At 61.5% G+C, this 23,942-nt stretch carries 19 protein-coding genes and 1 pseudogene; 10 read left to right on the top strand and 10 right to left on the bottom strand.

The features are described 5' to 3' along the window. Positions 1-194: 194 nt before the first annotated feature. The 3 genes from P0D96_RS31710 to P0D96_RS31700 form a co-directional block, all read right to left on the bottom strand. The gene (locus tag P0D96_RS31710; RefSeq protein ID WP_408177144.1) at positions 195-1,118 is read right to left on the bottom strand and encodes an ATP adenylyltransferase family protein; all 924 of its coding nucleotides are present in this window, start codon (positions 1,116-1,118) and stop codon (positions 195-197) included. Between the two features lie 49 nt (positions 1,119-1,167). After that, complete coding sequence (locus P0D96_RS31705) at positions 1,168-1,653, bottom strand: adenosine-specific kinase (protein WP_132382561.1); 486 nt, start codon at positions 1,651-1,653, stop codon at positions 1,168-1,170. Between the two features lie 231 nt (positions 1,654-1,884). After that, the gene (locus P0D96_RS31700) at positions 1,885-3,585 is read right to left on the bottom strand and encodes a 3-(methylthio)propionyl-CoA ligase (protein ID WP_408281643.1); all 1,701 of its coding nucleotides are present in this window, start codon (positions 3,583-3,585) and stop codon (positions 1,885-1,887) included. Between the two features lie 315 nt (positions 3,586-3,900). Between P0D96_RS31700 and P0D96_RS31695 the strand changes: the two genes are divergently transcribed. The 3 genes from P0D96_RS31695 to P0D96_RS31685 all read left to right on the top strand — a co-directional run bounded on the left by P0D96_RS31695 (position 3,901) and on the right by P0D96_RS31685 (position 9,211). Next, the gene (locus P0D96_RS31695; RefSeq protein ID WP_408317378.1) at positions 3,901-7,359 is read left to right on the top strand and encodes an adenylate/guanylate cyclase domain-containing protein; all 3,459 of its coding nucleotides are present in this window, start codon (positions 3,901-3,903) and stop codon (positions 7,357-7,359) included. A gap of 96 nt (positions 7,360-7,455) precedes the next feature. After that, positions 7,456-8,505: a patatin-like phospholipase family protein gene (locus P0D96_RS31690; protein WP_408177147.1), complete on the top strand. Its 1,050-nt coding sequence runs from the start codon at positions 7,456-7,458 to the stop codon at positions 8,503-8,505. A 91-nt stretch (positions 8,506-8,596) separates the two neighbouring features. Continuing rightward, positions 8,597-9,211 carry an HD domain-containing protein gene (locus P0D96_RS31685; protein ID WP_408177148.1) on the top strand — a complete coding sequence of 205 codons (615 nt, stop codon included), beginning with the start codon at positions 8,597-8,599 and terminating at the stop codon, positions 9,209-9,211. 33 nt (positions 9,212-9,244) lie between these two features. Here the strand turns inward: P0D96_RS31685 and P0D96_RS31680 are convergent, their stop codons facing one another. Further along, positions 9,245-10,168: a LysR family transcriptional regulator gene (locus P0D96_RS31680; RefSeq protein WP_408317376.1), complete on the bottom strand. Its 924-nt coding sequence runs from the start codon at positions 10,166-10,168 to the stop codon at positions 9,245-9,247. A gap of 112 nt (positions 10,169-10,280) precedes the next feature. Between P0D96_RS31680 and P0D96_RS31675 the strand changes: the two genes are divergently transcribed. The 3 genes and pseudogenes from P0D96_RS31675 to P0D96_RS31665 all read left to right on the top strand — a co-directional run bounded on the left by P0D96_RS31675 (position 10,281) and on the right by P0D96_RS31665 (position 12,872). Then, a complete protein-coding gene (locus P0D96_RS31675; protein ID WP_408317374.1) occupies positions 10,281-11,264 on the top strand; it encodes an aldo/keto reductase in 984 nt (327 codons plus the stop codon). Positions 11,265-11,298: 34 nt separating this feature from the next. After that, positions 11,299-11,472 (top strand): annotated as a pseudogene (locus P0D96_RS31670) (aldo/keto reductase); the annotation flags it as partial. Between the two features lie 452 nt (positions 11,473-11,924). Then, positions 11,925-12,872 carry a LysR family transcriptional regulator gene (locus P0D96_RS31665; protein WP_408177150.1) on the top strand — a complete coding sequence of 316 codons (948 nt, stop codon included), beginning with the start codon at positions 11,925-11,927 and terminating at the stop codon, positions 12,870-12,872. A 22-nt stretch (positions 12,873-12,894) separates the two neighbouring features. Here the strand turns inward: P0D96_RS31665 and P0D96_RS31660 are convergent, their stop codons facing one another. Next, positions 12,895-13,902 carry a TIGR03571 family LLM class oxidoreductase gene (locus tag P0D96_RS31660; protein WP_408317372.1) on the bottom strand — a complete coding sequence of 336 codons (1,008 nt, stop codon included), beginning with the start codon at positions 13,900-13,902 and terminating at the stop codon, positions 12,895-12,897. Positions 13,903-14,299: 397 nt separating this feature from the next. Between P0D96_RS31660 and P0D96_RS31655 the strand changes: the two genes are divergently transcribed. Then, complete coding sequence (locus P0D96_RS31655; RefSeq protein ID WP_408317370.1) at positions 14,300-14,821, top strand: GlcG/HbpS family heme-binding protein; 522 nt, start codon at positions 14,300-14,302, stop codon at positions 14,819-14,821. 83 nt (positions 14,822-14,904) lie between these two features. On the opposite strand, the gene P0D96_RS31650 is transcribed toward P0D96_RS31655, so the two are convergent. Continuing rightward, positions 14,905-15,327, bottom strand: coding sequence for a VOC family protein (locus tag P0D96_RS31650; RefSeq protein ID WP_408177228.1), 423 nt, complete (start codon positions 15,325-15,327; stop codon positions 14,905-14,907). A 273-nt stretch (positions 15,328-15,600) separates the two neighbouring features. On the opposite strand from P0D96_RS31650, the gene P0D96_RS31645 reads away from it, so the two are divergent. Continuing rightward, positions 15,601-15,906, top strand: a complete 306-nt coding sequence (locus P0D96_RS31645) for a DUF4148 domain-containing protein (RefSeq protein ID WP_408177153.1) — start codon at positions 15,601-15,603, stop codon at positions 15,904-15,906. Between the two features lie 254 nt (positions 15,907-16,160). Further along, a complete protein-coding gene (locus tag P0D96_RS31640) occupies positions 16,161-17,891 on the top strand; it encodes an FAD-dependent oxidoreductase (RefSeq protein WP_408177154.1) in 1,731 nt (576 codons plus the stop codon). A gap of 234 nt (positions 17,892-18,125) precedes the next feature. On the opposite strand, the gene P0D96_RS31635 is transcribed toward P0D96_RS31640, so the two are convergent. From P0D96_RS31635 to P0D96_RS31620, 4 genes are all read right to left on the bottom strand, one after another. After that, positions 18,126-19,301, bottom strand: coding sequence for an FUSC family protein (locus P0D96_RS31635; protein WP_408317368.1), 1,176 nt, complete (start codon positions 19,299-19,301; stop codon positions 18,126-18,128). Positions 19,302-19,701: 400 nt separating this feature from the next. Beyond that, positions 19,702-20,133 carry a TerB family tellurite resistance protein gene (locus P0D96_RS31630; protein ID WP_408317366.1) on the bottom strand — a complete coding sequence of 144 codons (432 nt, stop codon included), beginning with the start codon at positions 20,131-20,133 and terminating at the stop codon, positions 19,702-19,704. 100 nt (positions 20,134-20,233) lie between these two features. After that, a complete protein-coding gene (locus P0D96_RS31625; protein WP_408317364.1) occupies positions 20,234-21,883 on the bottom strand; it encodes a class I adenylate-forming enzyme family protein in 1,650 nt (549 codons plus the stop codon). Between the two features lie 39 nt (positions 21,884-21,922). Continuing rightward, positions 21,923-22,345 carry a LysR substrate-binding domain-containing protein gene (locus P0D96_RS31620; RefSeq protein WP_408281619.1) on the bottom strand — a complete coding sequence of 141 codons (423 nt, stop codon included), beginning with the start codon at positions 22,343-22,345 and terminating at the stop codon, positions 21,923-21,925. A gap of 266 nt (positions 22,346-22,611) precedes the next feature. On the opposite strand from P0D96_RS31620, the gene P0D96_RS31615 reads away from it, so the two are divergent. After that, the gene (locus tag P0D96_RS31615; RefSeq protein ID WP_408317362.1) at positions 22,612-23,922 is read left to right on the top strand and encodes an NAD(P)/FAD-dependent oxidoreductase; all 1,311 of its coding nucleotides are present in this window, start codon (positions 22,612-22,614) and stop codon (positions 23,920-23,922) included. Positions 23,923-23,942: the final 20 nt, after the last annotated feature.

The following is a 23,942-nucleotide window of genomic DNA, read 5'->3' as shown; positions in this document are numbered from 1 at the left end:
ACCCCCCCCCCCCCCCCCGGGGGCCCCCCCCCCCCCCCCCCCCCCACGACTGCATCGCTACAGGGCGAATCATATATCGGATTTCGACGATATGCACGAAGGCACTACTGGCGATGGGGGTGATAGGTGTCGACGCCCGACAAGGCCCTACTTTTCGACGCACCTCCGGTCAGATGAAACGCCACATCGACCCACTATCGCAGACCGGTCGCGGGGAGCGCGACCCGCTGCAGCGCGGCCATCGGGCCGAGCCGCTCGATCACTTTCATCTGCGCCGCGTCGCGCACGAAGAGCGATCCGGCGAATCCCAATGCGTTGATTGATACGCCCTCGACACGCTCTTCCGACCTCGGTACGAGCAACATCCATCGGCGTGTAACGAGCAGGTTGTACGGCGCCGATTGACGAAGTTCACCGTTGGACTCGACCGGTCGGACGCCGGCGGCTTCGAGCAGTGCACGGTAGCAGGAGAGGACCGACTGCGCCGCAGCCACGGAGATCGCGGCGCCGGGTTCGAGGTGCGCGAACGCATGCCGGAATGGCAGCCCTGGTACGCATTGCGGCAGACCATCGGCAAGCGTGGTTGCGAGAACGGGCTCGATGGGGACCGGCGGTTCAGAGTCGCCGAGCGGCAGCGGCATGATTTGCAGATGCTTGTGCGCCTGACTCGCGCCCGCGGCAGCGCCTGCATTGTAGAAACCGATGCCGTCGAACTCGGCCATACAGGCAATCAGCGACTCGAAGTCGGCCAGGTTGAGGAGCGCGTCCTGCGGTTCGAAAGCACGGGTAACGATCAGCAGATGATTGTCGATGACATTGAACTTGTTGAGCAAAGCCACATGCGTGTCGGAGATATCGGCGACAAAGAGATCCGGCTCATAGGGAAGGAATGGATTCTTGGATGGACGCTCCCCGTCATGAAGCTTTTGCGTTTGCCGGCGCTGCTGCTCCTTGCGGTTCAGGCTCGAAACCTGCCGCACGATAAAACGGATGCCGCCGCTTTCGATCACCGCCTGGAAGGTTTCGATCTGTTGCAGCGCGCCGCAGCGCAGCGCGTGCGCGGTCTGGCGCAGCATGGCAGGCCACAGGGTTCCCGGTGGAAGGCGTCGATTTTCCATGGTTCGTTGCGGAGACAGGTTCGTCATTGGGCACGCTCATCGATTGCCGCTAAAGCTTGTAACCGATCGTGCGCAACAGATCCTTGCGCCATTGCACGTCTTCCTCGCTTTCGACGCCGAGCGGCGAGAATCCATCAATCACGCCGACAATGCCACGGCCCTGATCCGTTTCCGCGATCAACACCTCGACGGGATTCGCTGTCGCACAGAAGATCCGGCATACCTCGGGCACCGCCTTGATCGCGTTCAGCACGTTGACCGGAAAAAAACCGTCTCCGAGAAAAACAAAGAAGCTGTGGCCCGCGGCGACGCTCATCGCGTTCTTGCAAGCCATCTCGACCAGGCTTTCCTCGGTGCCGGAGCGGCGCACGAGGCGCTTGCCTGATGCCTCGCAGAACGCCAGGCCGAACTTGATGCCGGGCACGGTGCCAACCATTGCCTCGTGAATATCCTCGACGGATTTGATGAAATGGGTTTGCCCGAGGATGAAGTTAGTCGTTTCGGGCTTGACGATTGTGACGGCGGACAATTGCATATCGGACCTCGCTCCGTTGCGACAGCACACTGGTAAAGACGCGCAGACGACCGGCAATTGTGACTTCAGAGATTTGCGCCAGCCAGTCCACCGCTTTAGCCCATCTTCTAGGCTAGTACTAACCGCCCCTCAGCGGAAGCACAGTTCGCCGATGAGGTCTCGCCAGACTTCTGTTTTCTCGTTACCGGCCGGCATTCATGTCTGGCGCGGTCCTTTGACAGCCTATTTCAATCATTCGGGTACAGGCGTTGACCCAGAGCCCGCCGTAACCTCATCGGTCAAGGGACAGTTCTGAACTTTGCGTGCCGACGGCAATATGTAATCGCCGAACTGCTCACGCAGCTTCAGCTTGTGCAGCTTCCCGGTTGCGGTGTGGGGCAGCTCGTCGACGAAGACGACATCGTCGGGAATCCACCACTTGGCGACCTTGCCTTCGTAGAATCCACGCAGCTCGTCCTGGGTCACATCGCTATCGGGACGCTTGACGACCACCAGCAGCGGCCGCTCTGTCCATTTCGGATGCGCGCAGGCAATACACGCCGCTTCCGCCACCGCGGGATGCGCGACTGCCACGTTCTCGATGTCGATCGAACTGATCCACTCGCAGCCGGACTTGATCAGGTCTTTGCTGCGATCGGTGATGCGCATGAAGCCGTCGCGATCGATCGTCGCGACGTCACCCGTCGCAAACCAGCCATCGACGAGCGGCGACGTATCGTGGCGGAAATAACGGTCGATCACCCACGGCCCGCGCACATGCAGATCGCCGAACGCGACGCCGTCCCACGGCAATTCGCGCCCGCCGTCGCCAACGATCTTCATGTCGACGCCATAGATCACATGCCCTTGCTTCTCGAGCAGCCTGCGCTGCTTGTCGGGCGAGCGCTGCATCTGCTCCCAGTTGAGTCTTGCGAGCGTGCCGAGCGGCGACATCTCCGTCATGCCCCACCCATGGATGGCCTCGACGCCATAGTCGTCCTTGAACATCCTGAGCATCGCGGGCGGGCACGCCGAGCCGCCGATTATCGTGCGCTCCAGCGACGAGAACCGCACGCCCGCTTCGCGCACGTAGTTGAGCAGCCCGAGCCACACGGTCGGCACGCCCGCCGAACACGTGACGCGCTCGGCTTCCATCAGCTCGTAGAGCGACTTGCCGTCGAGGTCCTTGCCGGGGAACACGAGCTTCGCGCCGGTCAACGGCGCGCCGTGCGGAATGCCCCACGCGTTCACATGGAACATCGGTACGACGGGCAGCACGGAATCGCGCGCGGACAAGCCCATCGCGTCGGGAAGCGATGCGCCTAGCGCATGCAGCACCGTGGAACGATGCGAATACAGCGCGCCCTTCGGATTGCCTGTCGTGCCCGACGTGTAGCAAAGATTCGAGGCGCTTCGCTCGTCGATGAGCGGCCAGTCGAATTGACCGTCCATCTCCGTGAGCAACGCTTCGTAGCACGATGCGTCCGTCGACATGCGCGGCCTATGCGCCTCGTCCGTCATCGCAATCCAGCCGCGCACGTTCGGACATTGTGGCGCAAGCATATCGACGAGCGGCGCGAACGTGAGGTCGAATAGCACATAGCTGTCGTCGGCGTGATTGACGATATAGGCGATCTGCTCGGGAAAAAGCCGCGGATTGATCGTGTGGCAGACGGCGCCGAAGCCTGTCGTGCCGTAGTACGTTTCCAGATGCCGGTAGCCGTTCCATGCGAGCGTGCCGATTCGGTCACCTGCTTCGACGCCAAGCGCGATGAGCGCCTGCGCGAGTTGCTTTGCGCGCCGCTCGCAATCGCGATATGTATAGCGATGCACGTCGCCCTCGACGCGCTTCGACACGATCTCCGTCGTGCCGAAGTAGCGTGACGCATGCGCCAGCAACGAAGAAACCGTCAGCGGCACATCCATCATCTGTCCATGCAGCGGTGTCGTCATAGCCGCGTCTCCCTGCTGTTCTCAACGCTTCGCTTTGGCACTCGAAGGCTGACTCGTTGTGCTCGAATTGACCGGCTGATGCTTCTATTGGCCTCTGACTTAACCCACCTAGCAATCCCGTTCAGTGATTCAAGATAGGCTAGCCCTGGACCTGTTGCAAATGGCTAACGAGAATATTGCCAGCCTCGATGGCGCCTTCCGGGAAAAAGTCCCTTATTCGGCTAATTAACGATACGGCCCTGGAGGGCGCTCTTGTCGCAACCGGGTCCTGCGCCTAATGTTTAGAAGCAGGCACGGGACAAGGGAAGGGATCGTATGCGCTGCACAAACTGCGGATTCGAGAATCCCGCTGGGGCCAGCTTCTGTGAAGCATGCCGTGCCATGCTGGCACGCACGTGTCCGCGCTGTGGACAAGAGGCGGGGTCTTCCGCGAAGTTCTGCAGCGAGTGCGGCGCGCCGCTGACTGATGGGCCCGCGGGGGCGTCCGCGCAGTCCCGGTCCGTTTCAGAGCCGTCCCCGGCGCCTGTCCACTACACGCCACACCACCTTGCCGAGCGCATCCGCGCCGAGCAGGCGGCCATGGAGGCCCGGGGCGAGATCGCCGGCGAGCGCAAGACCGTCACGGCGCTATTTGCCGACATGGCGGGGTCCACGGCGCTGGTTCACGACCTGGACCCGGAAGAAGCCCAGCGCCTGATCGAGCCCGTCGTCGCGCTGATGATGGACGCTGTCCACTACTACGAGGGTTATGTCGCCAAATCGCTGGGCGACGGCATCCTGGCGTTGTTCGGCGCGCCCATCGCCCACGAGGACCATCCGCAGCGCGCGCTGTATGCGGCGCTGCGGATGCAGCATGCGATGCGCCGCCACGGGGACCGGATTCGTCTGGAAAAAGGTATCCCGCTGCAAATTCGCGTCGGCATCCACACCGGTGAGGTCGTCGTGCGTTCGATCCGCACGGACGACCTCCACACCGATTACGATCCGGTCGGCCACACGATCCACATCGCGTCCCGGATGGAAGGGATCGCCGCCCCCTCGTCGATTCTGGTGAGCGAGTGCACATACAAACTCGCCACGGGATATTTTGAGTTCAAGGCGCTGGGGGCCACCCTGGTCAAAGGGGTTCCCGAGCCGCTCGTCGTGTATGAGGTATTGGGTCCTGGCGCGTTGCGCACGCGCCTGCAACTGTCGGCATATCGCGGCCTTGCCCGATTCGTGGGCCGGCAGCTCGAACTGGACCATTTGCATGCGGCGCTGGAGGAGGTAAAAGAGGGGCGCGGACGGGTCGTCGCAGTGGCGGGCGAGGCCGGGGTCGGCAAGTCGCGCCTGTTCCATGAGTTCAAGGAGCGCTCTCAGGGCAACCGTGTGTTGCTGGAGACGTTTTCGGTTTCGCACGGCAAGGCCTTCGCCTATTTGCCGCTCATCGAGTTATTGAAGAACTATTTCCAGATCACCGCTCGCGACGACGAGCGGCAGTGTCGGGAAAAGGTTATGGGCAAGGCGTTGACTCTCGAGCGAAGCTTCGAGGATCTCGTGCCTTACCTTCTCTACCTGCTAGGCATCGGCGAGCGAGGATCGGCGCTCGCGGAAATGGATCCGCAGATCCGGCGTGACCGGACCATTGACGCGATCATCGAGCTTCTCACGCGGGAGAGCCGCGACCAGCCGATCGAGTTGTTGTTCGAGGATCTGCAATGGCTGGACCGCGAGACCGAAGCATTTCTCTTGAGCCTCATCGACCGCGTGGCGAATTCACGGATCCTGCTGCTGGTGAACTACCGGCCAGAGTATCAGCCTGTCTGGGAACGCGTGGGCCATTGCAGCCAGTTGCGACTCGAACCGCTTGGTCCGGCGGAGGCCCAGGGATTGCTCTCCGCGCTGCTTGGGGACGATCCCACCCTCGTAGCGCTCAAACAGCTCATCCTGGAGAAGACGGAGGGCAATCCCTTCTTCATGGAGGAAGTCGTCCAGACGCTGGTCGAAGAGAAATCGCTGCTGGGCGAGCCCGGCCGTTTCCGGATCGAGCACACCCCGGCTGCGCTGCATATTCCGACCACCGTGCAAGGCGTGCTGGCCGCTCGCATCGACCGGCTCCCTGTCGCGGAGAAGGACTTGCTGCAGGCGCTTGCCGTCCTCGGCAAGGAGTTTTCGTTCAGTCTGGTCCAGCGCATCTGCGAGGGGCCGGGCGCCCCGACCGATGACGCGTTGCGGGAGCTGCTGGCCCGGCTGGAGGCCGCGGAATTCATTTACGAGCGTCCCGCGTTTCCGGAGGTCGAGTATTCGTTCAAGCACGCGCTGACCCAGGAAGTCGCCGGCCGCTCGCTGCTGACTGAGCGCCGCAGCGCCTTGCACGAGCGTGCGGCGCAGGCCATCGAGGCGCTGTTCTCCACCCGTATCGCGGACTACTGGAGCGAATTGGCGCATCACTACAGGCTGAGCGGCAATGTCCCGAAGGCCGTGGAATACCTGCACCGCACCGGGCAACAGGCGCTCGAGCATTCCGCCCATCTGGACGCGATGCGTCATCTCGGCGCGGCGCGGGAGTTACTCGAGCATTTGCCTGACACGGCCGAGCGCGCTCAGCAGGAACTCACGCTGCTGCTCTCGCTGGGGCCCGCCTTGGTGGCCGTCCGCGGCTATGGCGCGCCGGAGGTCGTGGCGGCGTACACGCGTGCGCTGACGTTGTGCGAACGGATCGGCGAGACATCGAAGATCTTCCCGGTGCAACTGGGACTGAGGACTTATTACCAGCTGCGCGCGGAGTACCGTACCGCGAACGAACTGGGAGAGCGGCTGCTGCGCATGGGACGGCAGATCGGGAAACCGGCCTTGCTGGTGGAGGCGCATCTGGCGCTCGGGGCAAGCCTGTTCTTCCAGGGCGATCTCGAAGCTGCCCGCGTCCACCAGGAACAAGCGCTGGTTTTCTATTTCCAGGAAAGGCACGAAGAGCAGGTCTACGACCACGTGATCGATCCGGGCGTGCGCGCCCTGAACTTTATGGCCTGGACCCTGTGGCATCAGGGATACCCCGATCAGTCGAGCGAACGGAGTCAGGAGGGGCTTGCACTGGCCCGGAAATATAGCGGTGGCTCGAGCCTCGCGCTGACGTTGGCCTACACGGCGCAACTGCATCAGTTTCGCGGTGATGCGACGCTGACCCGCAAGTACGCGGAGGCCGTCGTGTCGCTCGCGGCCGAGCAGGGGATGTCGTTCTGGCTCGCGTGGGGAACGATTCTGCGCGGCAGGGTGCTGTGCCAGCAGGGAAGCCTCCAGGAGGGAATTGCGCAGATGCGCGAGGGAATGGCCGGCTACCGGGCGACCGGGGCCGAAATGGGGTACTCGTACTTTTTGGCGCTGCTCGCCGACAGCTACCGGCAAGCGGGCGAGACGGATGCGGGCCTCGGCGCGATCGACGAAGCGATGGCGATGGTGAGCCGTTCAGGCGAGCACTGCTACGAGGCGGAGTTGCATCGGATCAAGGGGCATCTGCTGCTCGGTGCGTCGGGCGCTCGCATCGGCGATGCCACCCGCGCGGAAGACGCCGAGGACTGCTTTCATCAGGCGATCGCCGTGGCCCGCCGTCAGGGCGCCAGGTCGTTCGAATTGCGGGCCGCATCGAGCCTCGCCCGTTTGTGGCAATGCCAGGGCAAAACGGCGGACGCGCGCCAGGCGTTGTCCGAGGTGTACGGCAACCTGGCAGAAGGCTTTGACACCGCCGACATGCGAGAGGCGAAAGCCTTGCTCGATGCGTTGGCGTTGTGCGAGGGGTGAACGATCGATGACACGTGGCGCCGACTGGTGTGTGATTGACCGGCGCACCGCGCCGGGCGAGTGCTACCGAATCCGCAGTGACCCAGGAGACGGGAAATGACGACGAAGAATACAAGACGTCGCGGCGATGACGAGCACAAGCCGGTCGCGCTGGCTTTGCAAGGTGGCGGGATGCACGGTGCGTTCACGTGGGGCGTCCTCGACCGGCTGCTCGAGGACGGCAGGCTCGCGATTGAAGGGGTGAGTGCGACCAGCGCCGGCTCGATGAATGCCGCAGTGCTCGCGTACGGGCTGCTGAAAGGGGACGAGGACGGCGCACGGCAGGCGCTGCACGACTTCTGGTACGCCGTGGCGCAATCGGCCGAGCATTACAACCCGTTGCGCTGGATGCCGTGGCTGAAAGGGACGCACAGCTTCGGGTTCGATCATTCGCCGTTATATGCGTTCGCCGACATGGCGCTGCGGATTTTCTCGCCCTACCAGTTCAATCCGAACAATCTCAATCCGCTGCGCGAGGTGCTCGACAGTCAGGTCGACTTCACCGCGTTGCGAAAACAATGTCCCATCCATCTGTACCTGTGCGCGACCAACGTCGAGACGGGGAAAATACGCCTCTTCACGGGCGAGGATATCTGCGCGGACGCCGTGCTTGCATCCGCGTGCGTGCCGACGCTGTTCCAGGCGATCGCCATCGACGGTGAACACTACTGGGACGGCGGCTACATGGGAAATCCAGCCATCTACCCGTTGATTTACCACTGCAATACGCGCGACGTCGTGATCGTCCACATCAACCCGCTCGTTCGCCGGGGCGTGCCGATTACGGCTGCCGACATTCTCAACCGCATCAGCGAAATCAGCTTCAATTCGTCGCTGATGCGTGAGATGCGCGCGATCGCCTTCGTCACAGATCTGATTCAGCATGGCAAAGTGGATGGTAACGAGATGAAGGAGATGCTGATCCATTCCATTCGATCCGACGAGGCAATGTGTGCGCTCAGCGTGTCCAGCAAGTACAACGCCGATTGGGATTTCCTTTGCGGACTGCGCGATAACGGGCGGCGCGAAGCCGATGCGTGGCTCACGCATCACTACCGGAACGTTGGGCAACGCTCGAGTATCGACATTCGCGAGGAGTTTCTTTGAGCATTGCGAGTCGATCGGCGCACAGCAACGAGGTCGCGATAGGCACGGCACCGGACGCTCACGCGTCGGCGCATGGTGCAAAGGGGCGGGAATGAGTCAGACGCAGGCGCGCTTCATCGCATTGTGGTCACGCAGCGGCGGCTTGCGCGCCGAGGCCGCCTATGCTGAGCTGGCGCAGCTATATGCCGAACCGGCGCGCTATTACCACACGCTGCGTCATATCCGCCGCTGCTTGCGCGATCTCGACCTGGCGCGTAGCGCGATTCCTCATCCCGATGTTGTGGAACTTGCGCTGTGGTGTCACGACGTGATCTACGTTCCCGGCGCGCGGGACAACGAGCAATGCAGCGCGGACTGGTTCCGGCAATGGGCAGATGACCGTATCGCTGCGGGCGGGCGTATCTGCGAAATGATCCTGGCGACGAAGCATACGCGTGTGCCGGCCGGATTGGACGACCGCTTTGCCTGCGATATCGACCTCGCGGTGCTGGGTGCTCGACGCAATCGTTTTCGCGAGGACGGGGTGCGCCTGAGAGCGGAACGTCCCGACCTCGACGACCGCGCCTACGACACGCACGAACGGACGATTCTGGGCAAGCTGCTGGCACGTCCGCGCATTTACTACACCGATTTTTTTCATGCCCGCTGCGAAACGAGCGCGCGGAGCAATCTGATATGGAGGCTTGGCCTGCCTGTGCCGCGATGACCGTGAGGTGGCGTCCGTCAACAGTCTTTGCGGTCAAAGCGCGGACGGTGTGTCTTTCATATCGCCTTCGGCCCACTCCCGAACTGCATTCGCAAATAATCGAAGTGCTGTTGGTGGGTGGCGATTCGCCGGGTAGTAAAGGCAGAGCCCAGGAAATGATGGGCTCCACTCAGTGAGCAACTGGACGAGGCGCCCCGACTGTACGTGCTCGGCTGCAATGTAATCCGGAATCCACGCAATACCTATCCCGTTGAGCGCTGCCTCGATCATGAGGTTGAGGTTGCCGAGCGTCATCGGACCATCGACATCGATGCTCGCGCTCTTTCCGCGACGTTCGAGGTCCCATCGATACAGGGCGCCGCTCTCGAAACGAAAGCGGATGCATCGATGTTGCGCAAGATCATGGGGCGCCTGAGGCGCGGGATGTTGCCGTAAATAGTCCGGCGATGCCACGGCCGCGAACCGCATATCGTCTCCGAAGCGCACGGCGATCATGTCGCGTGGAACGTCTTGCAGCACGCGAATGCCCGCGTCGAATCCATCGGCAACGATATCGACCAACCGCGTATCAACGACGATTTCGATATGTATGTCCGGAAATCGCGTCAGGAAGCCTGGCAAGACGCCGCGCACGAGCGGTTTTGCCGCGGATTCAGACGCGCTGATGCGAATCACGCCCGACGGACGGTCGCGCGTGGAAGCCGCTTCGCTCACAGCGCTTTGCAGATCGGCGAGGGCGGGACCTACGCGCCGCAGCAATCGCTCTCCTGCCTCGGTAAGCGCGACCGAACGCGTCGTCCGGTTGAACATTCGCACGCCCAGACGTGCTTCGAACGCGCGCATGGCATGGCTGAGCGCCGACGGCGACACGCCCAGGTTACGCGCGGCCGCACTGAAGCTGCGCTGATGCGCGATCTCCACGAAGATCGTCAGATCCGAAAGACCAGCTTTCTGCATAGTTGAGAGATGTTCATAAGCCCATGCAATTGTAGGCCGATTGTTGAGTCCATCACAGCAGACTAAGCTTCATCCTTCACATGCCATTTGGCGATCCGAAGGAGATGGAGCAATGCAAAAGCGCAAGCTTGGTAACGGTGGACTCGAGGTCTCGGCGCTCGGTCTAGGTTGCATGGGTCTCAGCTTTGGTTACGGGCCGGCCGTCGGGAGAGCCGACGGCATCGCACTCATCCGTTCGGCCTTTGAGGCGGGCGTGACGTTTTTCGATACGGCAGAGTGCTACGGCCCGTTTGTCAACGAGGAACTGGTGGGCGAAGCGGTTGCGCCGTTTCGTGACCAGATCGTGATCGCGACGAAGTTCGGGTTCCAGGACGGCGATTCGAAGAATCCGTCCGACAGCCGTCCCGAACGCATCCGCGCGGTCGCGGAGGCCTCGTTGAAGCGGCTCAAGACCGATCGTATCGATCTCTTCTACCAGCATCGCGTCGATCCGAACGTTCCGATCGAAGATGTCGCGGGAACCGTGAAGGACCTCATTCGGGAAGGCAAGGTCAAGCACTTTGGTTTGTCGGAGGCGGGCGCTCAGACGATCCGCCGTGCTCATGCCGTGCAACCGGTCGCCGCGCTGCAAAGCGAGTACTCGTTGTGGTGGCGCGAGCCGGAGCAGTCCGTGCTCCCAACGCTCGATGAGCTCGGTATCGGCTTCGTTCCCTTTAGCCCGCTCGGCAAGGGGTTCCTGACCGGCGCGATCAACCCGGGTACCGAGTTCGCCTCGAACGATTTTCGTAACGTCGTGCCGCGGTTTTCCGAAGCGAATCGCAAGGCGAATGCGGCGCTCGTCGACTTGCTCGGCGAGATAGCGGCCGGAAAAGGCGTGACGCGCGCGCAAATTGCACTTGCCTGGCTGCTTGCACAAAAGCCAGGGATCGTGCCGATTCCGGGCACCACGAAGCTGCATCGGTTGAAAGAGAACGTGGGGGCCGCAGCTGTGGAGTTGTCGGCGGACAATCTCGCGGCGATCGAATCAGCGTTACAGCATGTTCAAATTGCTGGAGAGCGCTATCCGGCGCATATGCAGCAACGTATTGATCGCTAACGCAAATCAATCGAACAGGTGACAAGGACCCGATATGCAGCAAGTGACCCTGAGCAATGGCGTCGACATGCCTATCCTTGGCTTCGGCGTCTATCAGATACGCGACCACGATGAATGCGAGCGTTGCGCGATCAACGCGATCAACGCGGGCTACCGCCATATCGACACCGCCGCCTCTTATATGAATGAACAGGCGGTTGGCAAAGGTGGGTAAGAGCAGCTTCTTTTCGCATCAGGATCCGGCGATCGTCAGGTGGATGAGCGAGCGGAAGCTGGAGGTTTAGCGTCTTCGCCTACCGAGTGGATCGTTGACAATCCGCTTCTACGGCGCTGCAGTCCGCGTCCGCACCATGCGGGCACCTATTGGCGCACAATGATCAACCCACGGGTGCCTGCACCGCAGGTGTGAAGGTGCGCATCACTCGCCAGCGTATGGTCGGAAAATCGCCCGACACAGTGACGCGGACATAGCAGCCGGAGTAACGTCCGGCCGCCCGTGGCCAACTCGTCGCTCGCGAGGACCGGCAGGAGCATGGCGACGACGGCCCAGAGCGCGTCCAGGTTTTGCTGACGGATGGACCGGCCGGGCCACATTTCGATTTGGTGCCGCTACGACCGAGATAAAAGACGCAGGCCTGACCTGTCGGTGGAGTCGCGCGTATGGACACGTTCCGTAACATGAAGATTTTCGTCGAGGTCGCGGAAGCGGGCAGCTTCACGGCCGCCGCGCAGCAACTCGATGCGACGACAGGCTATGTGTCCCGTTCGGTCTCCGAACTCGAAGCGCATTTGCGTACGAGATTGCTGAACCGCACGACACGCCGGATAGCGCTCACGGAAGCCGGCGAGCGCTATCTGAACCGCTGCCATGCGATCCTCGCGTCGGTGATGGAGGCGGAGGCCGAAGCGTCCGACGCCCATGCAAAGCCGGTGGGAACGCTGAAAGTGCACGCCATGGCGAGTATCGGGCAGAACTATGTCGTGCCTGCGATCGCTGCCTATCAGGAACGCTACCCGTCGGTGACCGTCGATCTGACGCTGTCGCAGAACGTGCCCGATCTGCTCGAAGAGGGATACGACGTCGCGCTCAGGGTGTCGCCGGATGCCTTGCCCGATTCGAATTACATTTCGCATCAGCTCGGGACCGTCTACAGCGTGCTGTGCGCGGCGCCGGCGTACCTCCAGAAGCACGGCACACCCACGTCCGTCGACGATCTCTCGCATCACATTTGTCTGCAAGTGGCGATGCCCATTTTTCCGTCCGAACGCTGGCTGCTGGTTGGTCCGGATGGGGAGCGTGAATTCCGGTTGCAGAACGCTCGCTTCAAGGTCAACGTACCCGATGCGATGGCGGCCGCCTTGCACGAAGGCATGGGTATCGGTGCGCTGCCGACGTTGACGATAAGATCGGCGTTCAAGTCCGGCTCGTTGATTAGAGTGCTGCCCGACTATCATCTTCAGCTGCTCAATATTTACGCGGTCTATGCATCGCGCCAGTACCTCGACGCGAAGATCAGAACATGGATTGATTTCTTGCGCGAGTCCATCGCACAAGCGTTAAGCGCTGACGAGGCTGCATTCGGAACCACGCCCGTCAAGGTATCCTGAAGAACGGCGCCGCACGGGGCCGTCATTGAGGAGGGAAAGCGGAGAGTACGATCGAGCCGAGTTCATCGAGTATCTCGACATACGGACGCGGCGTAACCCGCGGGTTGAGCGCAACATGATTGACGCCCGCGTCGCGCGCCTGTTCGAGGAACTCTCTCAACGCACGGCTGCCTATGGCGAACCCGCCGCGAATTCGTGTGAACGGATGATCGGGCTTCGGATGTAAATAAAGGAAGCCACCAAAGGCGAGTGGTTTGAATGCAGTCGTGTTGGCGGTGGACTGTGTGAGGCTGCGCCATTCTTCTGCGAAGCTGCGCAACTCGGATGGATCCGGCACGAACCCGAGGTAACCATCCATGTTCTCGGCGATCCACTGCAACGTTTGCTGCGAGCGGCCGACGGCAAGGGCGGGCGTGCGGCCATACGGCGGCTTGGGAAGCATATCCAGCGCACCCAGCGACCGTCCGAAGCGCGCCGACGCGAATTGCGGGAACGCGCTTTCGCTGACATTCCGATAAACACCGTAGGCGTCTCTGAACCGTTCGCCGCGCGTCGCGAAGTCGATGCCGAAGACAGGATACTCCGACGGCCGGTCACCACTCGACATGCCGATCACAACACGTCCGCCCGTCAGTTGATCGAGCGAATTGACCTGTTTCGCCAACAACAGCGGCTCGCGCATCGGCAGCACGATGCCCGTCGTGCCGAGCGTGATATTGCGCGTTGCGGCGGCGAGGTGCGCGATATAGATCAGCGGCTCGAAAATCTGCCCGGTGTCGCCATAAGCGGGATCGAAGAACGGGATGTCGCGTGCCCATAACGCCGCGACGCCCAGGCTCTCCGCGCGTTGCGCCATCGAAATGTGCTCATGCATCGTAGGATGCGGCATGCCGGGGTGCGTTTCCAACGGCAGAATCAGCCCGACAGTGAGTTCGCGCGGCTGGAATACGCGGCTATATCCCGGATGCGACTCAAGTCGAATCGTGGTCGCGGTTGCGTCGGTGCGGGCAGGGGTGACGGACATATCCATGGCGGTTCCTCAGAGCGTGATGGGAGAGTACGCACTTTCACGTCGGGGAAAAACGCAGCCATGCAAACAACACTTGATACACGGAGTCATCAACCGTGTTCATAAGACCTTTTCCATCTGGGCGATGAATGCGCGAATGACGACCTCGTCCGCACCGCGGCGTGAGAGACCGTGGCGTACGGAAAACAGCCGATACGTCTTCCCGGACGCATTTATTCCATCGAGGCAAAACTGTTGTTCGGCGAGGGGTCGTGCCAAACAGCCGCCGTGACTCCTATAGTTCGCTTGGACCGCATGCCGGTTTTATCAGCCAACCTGTACCAAGGCTCTATGTGCGCACTACTGCCCTTTATCGATCTGTTCAAACGGCGCCATGGCGGCGCCGCACGGTGTAATCATGAAACGTTTTAGTCTGATCGCGTCACTATGTGTTGCGTCGCTCATGTCGCCGGCAATTCAGGCGCAAGAACCGCCGCCGTCCGGCTACCACTACAGCTTGCCGCTCGACGTCGCTCTCGAGGCGGCGAAAGAAGCGATACGCGTGTGTGAAACGAAGCATTACTGGGTGACCGCCACGGTGCTCGACATGGATGGCGTGCCGCAAGTGGTACTGCGCGGGGACAGGAGCACGGTACACACCGCTGAATCGAGCATGCGTAAAGCGTTCACCGTCGTGACCCTAGGGCCGGAATTCGGCTTTGACCGGTCGAGTGGCTTTTTCGAATTGATGAAGACGAGTCCGTACGCACCGCAACTCGCGACCGTGCACAACGTCATGGCGTTGCCGGGTGCGGTAGCGTTCAAGGTGAACGGAGAGATAGTAGGCGCGCTCGGTATCGGCGGCGCACCCGGCGGCGACAAGGACGAAGTGTGCGCTGCGGCGGGCGTCGCGAAAGTCGCGGACCGCTTGCCGCACTGAGTCGTCGAGTCTCACCAAAAGTCCGCGATGCATGCCGGGTCGGCAAGAAGATCATCGGGCGAGATCCTGGTAACAGTACGCGCTCAGGCGGCCGCAACTCGTGGATCGAAGTCGAACTCGAGCCGAATTCCGCCCGGTTCGAAAATCATCGTGTGCCGTTTTGGGCCGGCACCCAGGGGTTCGGGCGCAAATTGAACTTCGACACCAGGCCATTTGGACACCTTCGAGAACACGTCGTCAAGCGCTGCTTCACTGCCGACGCGCAGGGCCAGGTGGTGCAGGCCTACGTTCGTTTTGCGGTCGAATTCCACGCGGCCCGCTTGATTCTGCACTTCCCACAGCGTCAGCATCACGTGCCCGTCAGACACGAATGCAGCCGGATAGTCCGGCTTCTCGCCAATTTGCGTCCATCCCAAACAATTGATGAAAAAGTCGCGAGTGAGATTCAGATCACGAACGGTCAAGCCGATGTGATCGATGCCAAGCGTCAGCGGTTTCGCAGTCATTTCGAGCCTCCGGGTTGTGGTGATGATGCTACCGCAGAAAAGCAATGTCGATCGATGGCGCGCGGGGCGGCGCGATCAGATCGCAATGGATGTAGTCGGGACGCTCAGTCGTGCATGGCGAGCCAGTCGATGCGTGCATTCACGCGCACCCGGTAAACGATGTCTTGATTGATCTGGGGTTAACCCCGACAACGTTGAAGCATAGACTTCATTCACCGCTTCAAACAACTGAGTCTGTTGCAGGCAGGTCCAACATTTATCGAGGTGTTTGTCATGAAATCATTTATCCGTGGAGTCCTTATTGCCGGCGCTCTTGTGATTCCCGCTGCGTCGTTCGCTCAATCGACGGAGCACACGACACGTGCGCAGGTCCGCGCAGAACTCGTGCAACTGGAGAGTGTGGGTTATCACGTCGGTGACGGTGATCCGACGCACTATCCTGATGCAATCCAGGCCGCCGAAGCGAAGGTGGCGGCGCGCGATGCATCGACGAGCAACTACGGTGGCGCATCGAGCAGTACATCCCAGTCGAGTGGTGGCGTGTCGGCTGCGGACTGGAATGCAATGTATAGCCGCTGAGCGGCGATGGTGTTTCTTCTGGTACCAGGACGCGGCCATGACGGCCACCCGTCCTGGTTTGCGCTGATGCCCATCCATAGAGTCCGACGCGGACTCAAAGAACGAATACAAGAACTCTTGGCCGGCGGCAATAACTCGATTACTCTTTTCATTGGAATTGCGTAGGCGGTCATAGCGCCCCGTCATTGCCCTGCGCACTGGTGACTGTCGGCCAACCGATGGCGGCGCCCATCAGCATTGGAGGAGGAGCCGCGATGAGCAACGAGTCAGGGCCGGAAGGCGGTACGCCTTCCCCTCAGCCTTCCGCGGATGGAAGCCGTATCGACGACGCATTCGCCGATGACCCGGCCGTGCGCGATCACCCGCGTTACCAACAGATGTTTCCGGTGCTCACCGATGCGGAAGTCGACAAGGTGCGCCGCTTCGGCAGCTTGTCCCGCTACGTCAAAGGCGAATTGCTCTACCGTGCGGGAAGTCTCTGCCCCGGAATGTTCGTCCTGCTGTCAGGCAAAGTTCGGATAGTCGGCCGCGATGGCCTCGGCCACGAACGGATCATTCACACCTATACGCAGCGCGGCGAGTTCACCTCGGATGTCACCCAGCTCTCGAGCAAGCCCGCGGTTGTCGACGCGCATGTCGTCGAAGATGTCGAAGCGGTGTTGTTGCGGCCCGATGAACTCAGCACCATGATGATCAGTGAAGCCGATCTTGGCGAAAAGATCATGCGCGCACTGATTCTGCGGCGTGTCCTCGTGATCGAGCGCGGACAAGGGGTGATTCTTGTTGGCTCATCCAATCATCCGCAACTGCGCGCGCTGCAGAATTTCCTGCGCCGCAATGCTTTTCCGAATATGACGCTCGATGCCGAGCAGGATGCCGAAGCCATTGCGCTGCTCGAGCGCCTGACGCCACAGCCCGATGACTTCCCACTTGTGGTTTGTCCGGACGGTACTGTGCTGCGAAATCCCGACGAGGGGCAGCTCGCATCTTGCCTCGGACTGATCCCCGAGTTCGATCCGACGCACGTCTACGATGTGGCGATAGTCGGCGCAGGCCCGGCTGGACTGGCGGCGGCCGTATACGCGGCATCCGAGGGACTGTCGGTCGCGGCGCTCGACTGTCGCGCACCCGGCGGCCAGGCCGGTACGAGTGCACGCATCGAGAACTATCTGGGCTTTCCCACCGGTATCACGGGTCAGGCTCTCGCGGGCCGCGCGTTTGTCCAGGCGCAGAAGTTCGGCGCACATATCGGCATTCCGTGCGAGGTCAAGGCGTTGTATTGCCATAAGCAACCGCTTGTCATAGAGCTTGCCGATGGCCGCCGCATTGCCACACGCACTGTGGTCATCGCCAGTGGTGCGGAGTATCGGCGACCTGATGTCGAGGATCTCCCGCGCTTCGAACGCTGTGGCGTTTATTACTGGGCTACGCCAATCGAGGCAAGGCTGTGCCGCAAGGAGCCGGTGTTGCTGGTCGGTGGCGGCAATTCAGCGGGACAAGCGGCGGTGTTTCTGGCGTCGCACGCCGAGCATGTGCATATGTTCATTCGCAGCGCGAGTCTCGAACACAGCATGTCGCATTATCTGGCCGAACGTGTCGCATCTCTGGCGAACGTGACGCTTCATACGCGTATCGAACTGACCGCGCTCGAAGGGGCAGCACGCCTCGAGCGTGTGCACTACCGCGGTGCTGGTGGCATTGAAGGAAGCATGACGGCACATCATCTGTTCGTATTCATCGGCGCGGAACCGAATACTGAATGGCTCAAGACATGCAGCGTGTCGCTCGACAGTAAGGGGTTCGTCTTGACGGGGACCGATCTCGAGGAAGCGGGCGTCCATTCCATGCCGTTGCAGACGAGCGTCGAGGGTGTCTTCGCGATCGGCGACGTTCGTTCAGGATCGACGAAGCGTGTCGCGTCGGCTGTGGGTGAGGGCGCGGCCGTGGTGGCCCAGATTCACGGATTCCTGACCGGTGCGCGGTGAGTCATTCGAACTAGCAACCTTCATATTCAGGCTGACGCCTTTCAGCAAATGCGGCGACCCCTTCGGTTGCATCATTGGTAAGCGACCTTTGACGAAACGATACGTGCAGCGAAGGCCAGGTTCGACGGATCTGAAAAACGGCGTTGACTCGCTGATTTACCACTAGAAGAATTGTCGCAGTCGAAAAGAACCTCGGACAGAACCTCGCAGCTCAATACGAAGTGCATACGAGTCTCAACGGCTGGCATCCTGAGGCACAGGCGGAATATACAGCCGGCTGGTCACGAGCATCACCGCTGCCAACACAACAATCCCGGTGAGAATGCCGGAAAGCCGCATAAGCGCGGGTAACGGATCGGCTGACCAATGATGATCCTGGACAAACACCATGATGAACGCGATGGTGAACTGCCGGCCCACGTAGCTTGCGCCTTCCCGTCCCGTTTGCACGTGACATCCTGCCCACACGCCGATGGACAGCGCGAGCATGCAGAGCATTGCTTGCCCCTGCATCAGAGGGAGTAGCGCCACACCGATCGCACCGGCCAGCAGACAGCCGGCCACGCGTTGCACCATCTTTTCCATGACCGGCTGCCGCGTTCTGTCTATTGCCAGCCCGGGCGGCACGATCAGCACGGCGATCGCCGTGACCATTGCTTGCGCGAAACCCGGCAGATGCAGCACGTAAGTCAGGGAGGCGAGGATTGTGATGGACAGCGCGGCTTGCAAGCACAGCAGCATGCGGGTCGAGCGCGCTGATTCCAATGGCGGCGTCAAAATCGCAGCGGAAGGCACGCCCGAATCGCCCGCTGCGCGAGCGACTGAAGCCGCCAATGACGTTCTGTTCTTTCGGTACCACTTCGGCCCGAAATGAAACACGCTCGCCACCAGCAGACAAGCAAGTGTTCCGACCGCGACCTCGGCGACTCGTAGCGCCGCAAATATTGCGGTCGCCCGAACGGTCGCGAACTTGTGCGCTTCGTACGTCACCATCAGGGCAGTCACGCCGCCCAGAATCCAGGCGTAGGCCGCTTTGGACCCGTTGGCTCGATACACCGTGACAGCGCCGATCACCCCTAACGCGGGCACGAACAGCCACGGGCGGTCACCAATCCAGGGCCCCGCCAGGGTTCCCAGCGCCGCGCCTATCACCGTGCCCATGATCCGGTGTGCGGCACGCTGCACGGAGCCGGCAAAACTTGTTTGCATGACTGCGAAGCCGCTGATTGCGGCCCACCACGTGTCCGATAGATGCAACGCGTTGGCAAGTGCGACAGAGAGTGCGACCGAGAGCATCGCTTCGGCCCCGAATGTCGCGCGCGCCCCGGAAGGCTTCCAGGCCGCCAGTTCTCGCCCGAGCCCGAATAGGGCCGTCCGGCAGATCTGAGCAAGCGTGCCGAAGAGCGTCATCTACGCCGCCGCAGTCTCGTAACGCGCCTGCGCGAGGGACATAGTGGAGCGGAATGGCCGCATCGCGATAAGTGAGTCTTCCGGGCAAGAGTGATCTGCCAGGCTTCGCGCACATGTGGCCCAAGCACTGCACCACAATAGAGGAGCGCAAGCACAGCGGCAGAAATGACATAGTGATCCATGGGGAACCGGCCTCCGTCGATCGCACGGGTTATGACACTTACCTCGAGTCGTCCTCGCAGCCATGCCGCAGATTATATGGCTGGCGATGCAAAAGGCCATGCGTTATCCGGCGCATGGCCTGGCGGATCCGAATGGGCGGCTGATCCGGGCTTCCAGAAGGTCACGTCAGAAGGGGTGACGCGGAATGCCCCATCATCTTCCTGCTAATTCTTGCACGCTACGAAACGGACGTGCCCGTTAGCGCATCTTGCCGGACAGGACGGGCCGGAAGTTGCCACGCGTCGCGCAACAGTCTCAGGAATTCTGCTTCGCGATCGCAATGGCCGCGGTCCGCCATGACGGCCTCGCTGCACAACTCCAAGATGTCGCGCCGGAGTCGCCGGTCCTGCACATCAGCCGCGAGCCAGGCGAGCGTCGTGGGATCGACGTGACATACGTCGCTCCAGCTCAGGTACCCGGAGCGCGTCAGGTCTTCGTACAGCGTTTGCACGATCGAGAGCAGACGGTGTCGATTCAACAACAGGCGCTTTTCCATGCCACAACGATCGAGTGCCTCGAGTTCTGTGAGGCTGAGGTGTCCATCGGTTAGCAGGCATGCCGCCAGGATGCGGCCGGCTGCCTCAGGACTGTTGCATTGATAGTGACGCATTTGCTACTCCTCTCTATATCGGCAAGAACGGATCGGCGAAATGAATCCTGGGATGTTTCAGGTGAATCGCCGTGACAATTCAGTTCACCTCACGCGTTCGCTAAATGAGGAAAAGAAAATGTTGGGTGCGCCATGCGGCCGGTTCGGGTTCATTGACGGCGGCATTCTGGCGGCCGCCCAGCCGCCGGTCAGCGGCGAGATTGCCGACCGATTGGAGCGGGGCGTAACTCGACCGCAGGTCGCCTTGCAGGATCATTTCGATTGCGGTGCGATCGGCTTTTCCCTGTTCAGTAAGCGGCACGCGATCCGCCACGACGATACGAATCCGCTTGGCGACCAAAGGGCCGAGCACGATTTCGAGCCTGCGCACGCATCGCGCAACGTTTGCTTGCCCAGCAACCCACGGTTCGATTAGCGCGTTCCATCCGTATTTGTCGGCAGACTGGTTGGCGGCCAGCGCCACGGCGTAGCGAACGTCGGGTAAGCGGCACAGGGCATCTTCGATATCGGTGGGGCCGATCGCCAGTCCATCGATTTCCGCCACATCGGTCGCGCGGCCGAGAATGTGCAGATTGGCCGCCTCGTCGATGACGCCTGCGTCGCCGGTCAGGCACCAACCGTCCTGAAACTTTTGTGCTTCTTCGACCGGCTGATGGTAGTAACCATCAGCCACAGCGTCCGACCTGACTTCAATGTTTCCGCACTGTCCCGCGCGCGCCAGCGTCCCATCGGCGCGACGCAAACGTACTTCGACACCAGGTCGAATGCGGCCCGCGCAAGCCAGCAGATCCGGATTCGCCTCGTATGCGGATGGCGGCAGAATGCTGACGAGACCGGTTTCGCTGGCACCGTACATGTGCGTGAGCACAGGACCCAGACGCGCGATCGCGCGTTGCCGCAGTACCGCAGGCGCTGATCCGCCGATGTGCGCAATGGAGCGCAGCGACGACAGGTCGCGCCGGCCGACGTCCGGGTGGTCCATTATTTCGAACAGCTGAGGCTCGACGAGAAGCACGTCGGTGATGCGATCCGATTCGATCGTCGCGAGCGTCTCCGCGGGGTCGTACCGACGCTTCAGCACGACCGTACCGCCGCCGATGAGCGTGCTGTCGACGAGCACTTGCGACAGGTAGGCGAGCGGGCCATTGATAAGCTGACGCCGGTCCTTGTCGTCCGCTGCGCCGACCATCGTTGAATATGTCGCGAAGGACCGGCGGCTGCATTTCGGCACACCTGTCGTGCCGCCCGACGAGACGACGACCGCGAGGTCATCGGGCCTCAGTCGTCCGCGTAACGGCAGATCAGAGTGCACTTGCACGAGTTTGTCCAGGCGTGACGACGCGGGACCGACGCCCACGAAAACCACATGGCCCTCGACCGCAACGGGAATGAGGTGAAGGGTTTCCGGGAAGGCTACGAGAAGCGTCGGTTGAACGCGGGCCAGCAAGGTTGCGCGCCGTTCGGCATTCGTAGACGCAGGCACGAACATCGTAGCCGAACCAAGGAGGTTTGCGGCGTAGCGAATCGCAAGCGCGTCCGGGCAATTGGGTGCGAGCAGTGCGACCAGCGAGCCCCGGCCGATGCCATGCACTGCAAGTGCCCGCGCATAGCGAAATATTGCGCTTCGCAGGGTTCTGCCTGTGACGTCATGATCGAGATAGCGCAATACCGCACGATCAGATTGGTTTTCCAGTTGACCGAGTAAGGCGTCAACATAGGGCCGAAAGGCTGCATTCCCGTCGTTTTGCATGATTGCTCCGCTCCAGTGATGCGTGATTCGATATGCGAATCAGGCTGTGTTGTGAAGCATTGTGCGTTTGCAAAATGAGCGGAGAATTAGCCGGTGCGGAAGGGGCGCCACCTCCCGTCTTGCTATGCGAGTCGATGAGGGGCCGTCGGCCGGCGCGATCGCCGGATTGAGCAGCAGCACCAGTGGCTCATCGTAAAGATGCTCCCACGACTCGGGTAGCGTGGTCGCGCGGGGTTCGCTGACGATCACCGCCGCGTCGATTTCCCCGGCGCGCACCTGGCGCTCCAATTCGGCGCTGTTGCCGTGCGCGAGGCGCACCTTCAGCCCGGGGTAGGAGACCCTTGGCCGGATCACGTTGGCCGCCAGAAAACCCATCGACGACACGGTCGAGCCGATCGTGATCGAACCTTCGATGCTGAGTTTGTCGGCCAAGCCGCGCAACAGCGAGTCATCCGCGGCCACCACCGTGCGCCTGCTCGATGATCGAGCGGCCGGCATCGTTCAACTGGATGCTGCGCCCGCTGCGGTCGAACTCAAGTCGATATTCATCTTCGCTGTTCGGATCGGCCGCGGAGCAGCCAGTCGTTAAGGACCGGTATTGGTCCGCTCTACGTCATTCGCCGAACGGATGTAGCTCACCCGGATAGCGTCGGTTCATAGCCCAAGCTCCGCCTATACTGAGTAAAGTTCGTACCCTGTACGGGCTTGGATTCTGGCTGGAGAACGAGGTGAACAACACCAAAGTCTGCGACACTGATCCACCACTATCGAGCGCCCCGCTGAATGGCCGCTTTGATGCTGTTGTCATAGGTGCGGGTCTCGCCGGGTGTACGGCGGCGCGGTTGTTTGCGCTGCAAGACCTGCGTGTCGCGCTGGTCGAACATCATTCCGACATGGCTGCTTTCAAACAGTTATGTACACATTTCATCCAGGCGTCAGCCACGCCAACGCTGCGGCGTCTGGGTCTTGACCGGCTGATTGAGGACGCTGGCGGCCTGCGTAACGGCGTTGATATATGGACTCGCTATGGCTGGACCGGAGACGTCGCCCCGCTTGATGAGAACGGTGAGCCTGCCTTCGGGTACAACGTCCAGCGCCGAACGCTTGATCCGATTCTGCGGCAACTTACGATGAACACCCCGGGCGTCACAACCCTGTTCGGGTGCGGCGTGCGTGGGCTCGTGAAAGAAAACGGTGTCGTCACAGGCGTCGATCTCGGCGGGAACCGCACGGGTATAGTTTCGGCCCCCCTGATCGTCGGTGCGGACGGCCGAAGCTCTCCGCTGGCGACGCTCGCCGGGATCAAGCCTGCCGCGTCGGAGAACTGTCGCTTCGGTGCGATTCGCGCTTATCGCGGCGTGGCACTGCGGCGGGGAACCTGTTCGCAAATGTGGTTGCGCGGTCCGGAGACCGGCTACGTATTTCCCAACGACGGTGACGTTACCGTGATTGCCTACATGGCGACCAAGGACAAGCTCGACGGCTTTCGCGCCAATCCGGGGGAGGCACTTGAACGAAGCATGGCTGGGTTTCCGGATTCCCCCGATTTGGCTTCCGCCGAGCCGCTCAATAACGCGCTGCTCGTCAAGGACTATCCGAATTTGTGGCGACAGCCAGCTGTTGGGAACATCGCGTTCGTCGGCGATGCCCTAATGAGTATCGACCCCCTGTGGGGCGTCGGTTGCGGGTTCGCGTTCCAGACGGCGGAGTGGCTCGTTAACACTCTTACTCCAGCCCTACGACAAGGGCGCCCGATTGCGCCGGCCCTGCGCAGCTACGCGAAGCGTGTGCATCGGGAACTCAATGGACATCGTTTTCTTATAGTCGATTTTGCACGCCGACGCGGACTCAACGCGATTGAGCGGCTTAACTTCTCGGCCGCGGCGAAAGACGCAGCAGCAGCGAGACATCTGCACGCCTTTGGCGCGCGTCTGATAGGGCCGGCAAGGTTCTTGTCACCCGGCGCTCTGCTGAGGGCCGCTTGGGTCGATCTGCGTCAGCCCGCCGCGCGCTCCGCGCAACCTGACGCACCGGTCTGAATGATGCGTCCACCGTCGCT

This window comes from Paraburkholderia sp. RL17-347-BIC-D (assembly GCF_046027915.1).
In the GTDB taxonomy this organism is placed as follows: Bacteria; Pseudomonadota; Gammaproteobacteria; order Burkholderiales; family Burkholderiaceae; genus Paraburkholderia.
Note: the sequence above shows the minus strand (reverse complement) of the source record. Positions and strands in the feature narration are given on the sequence as shown.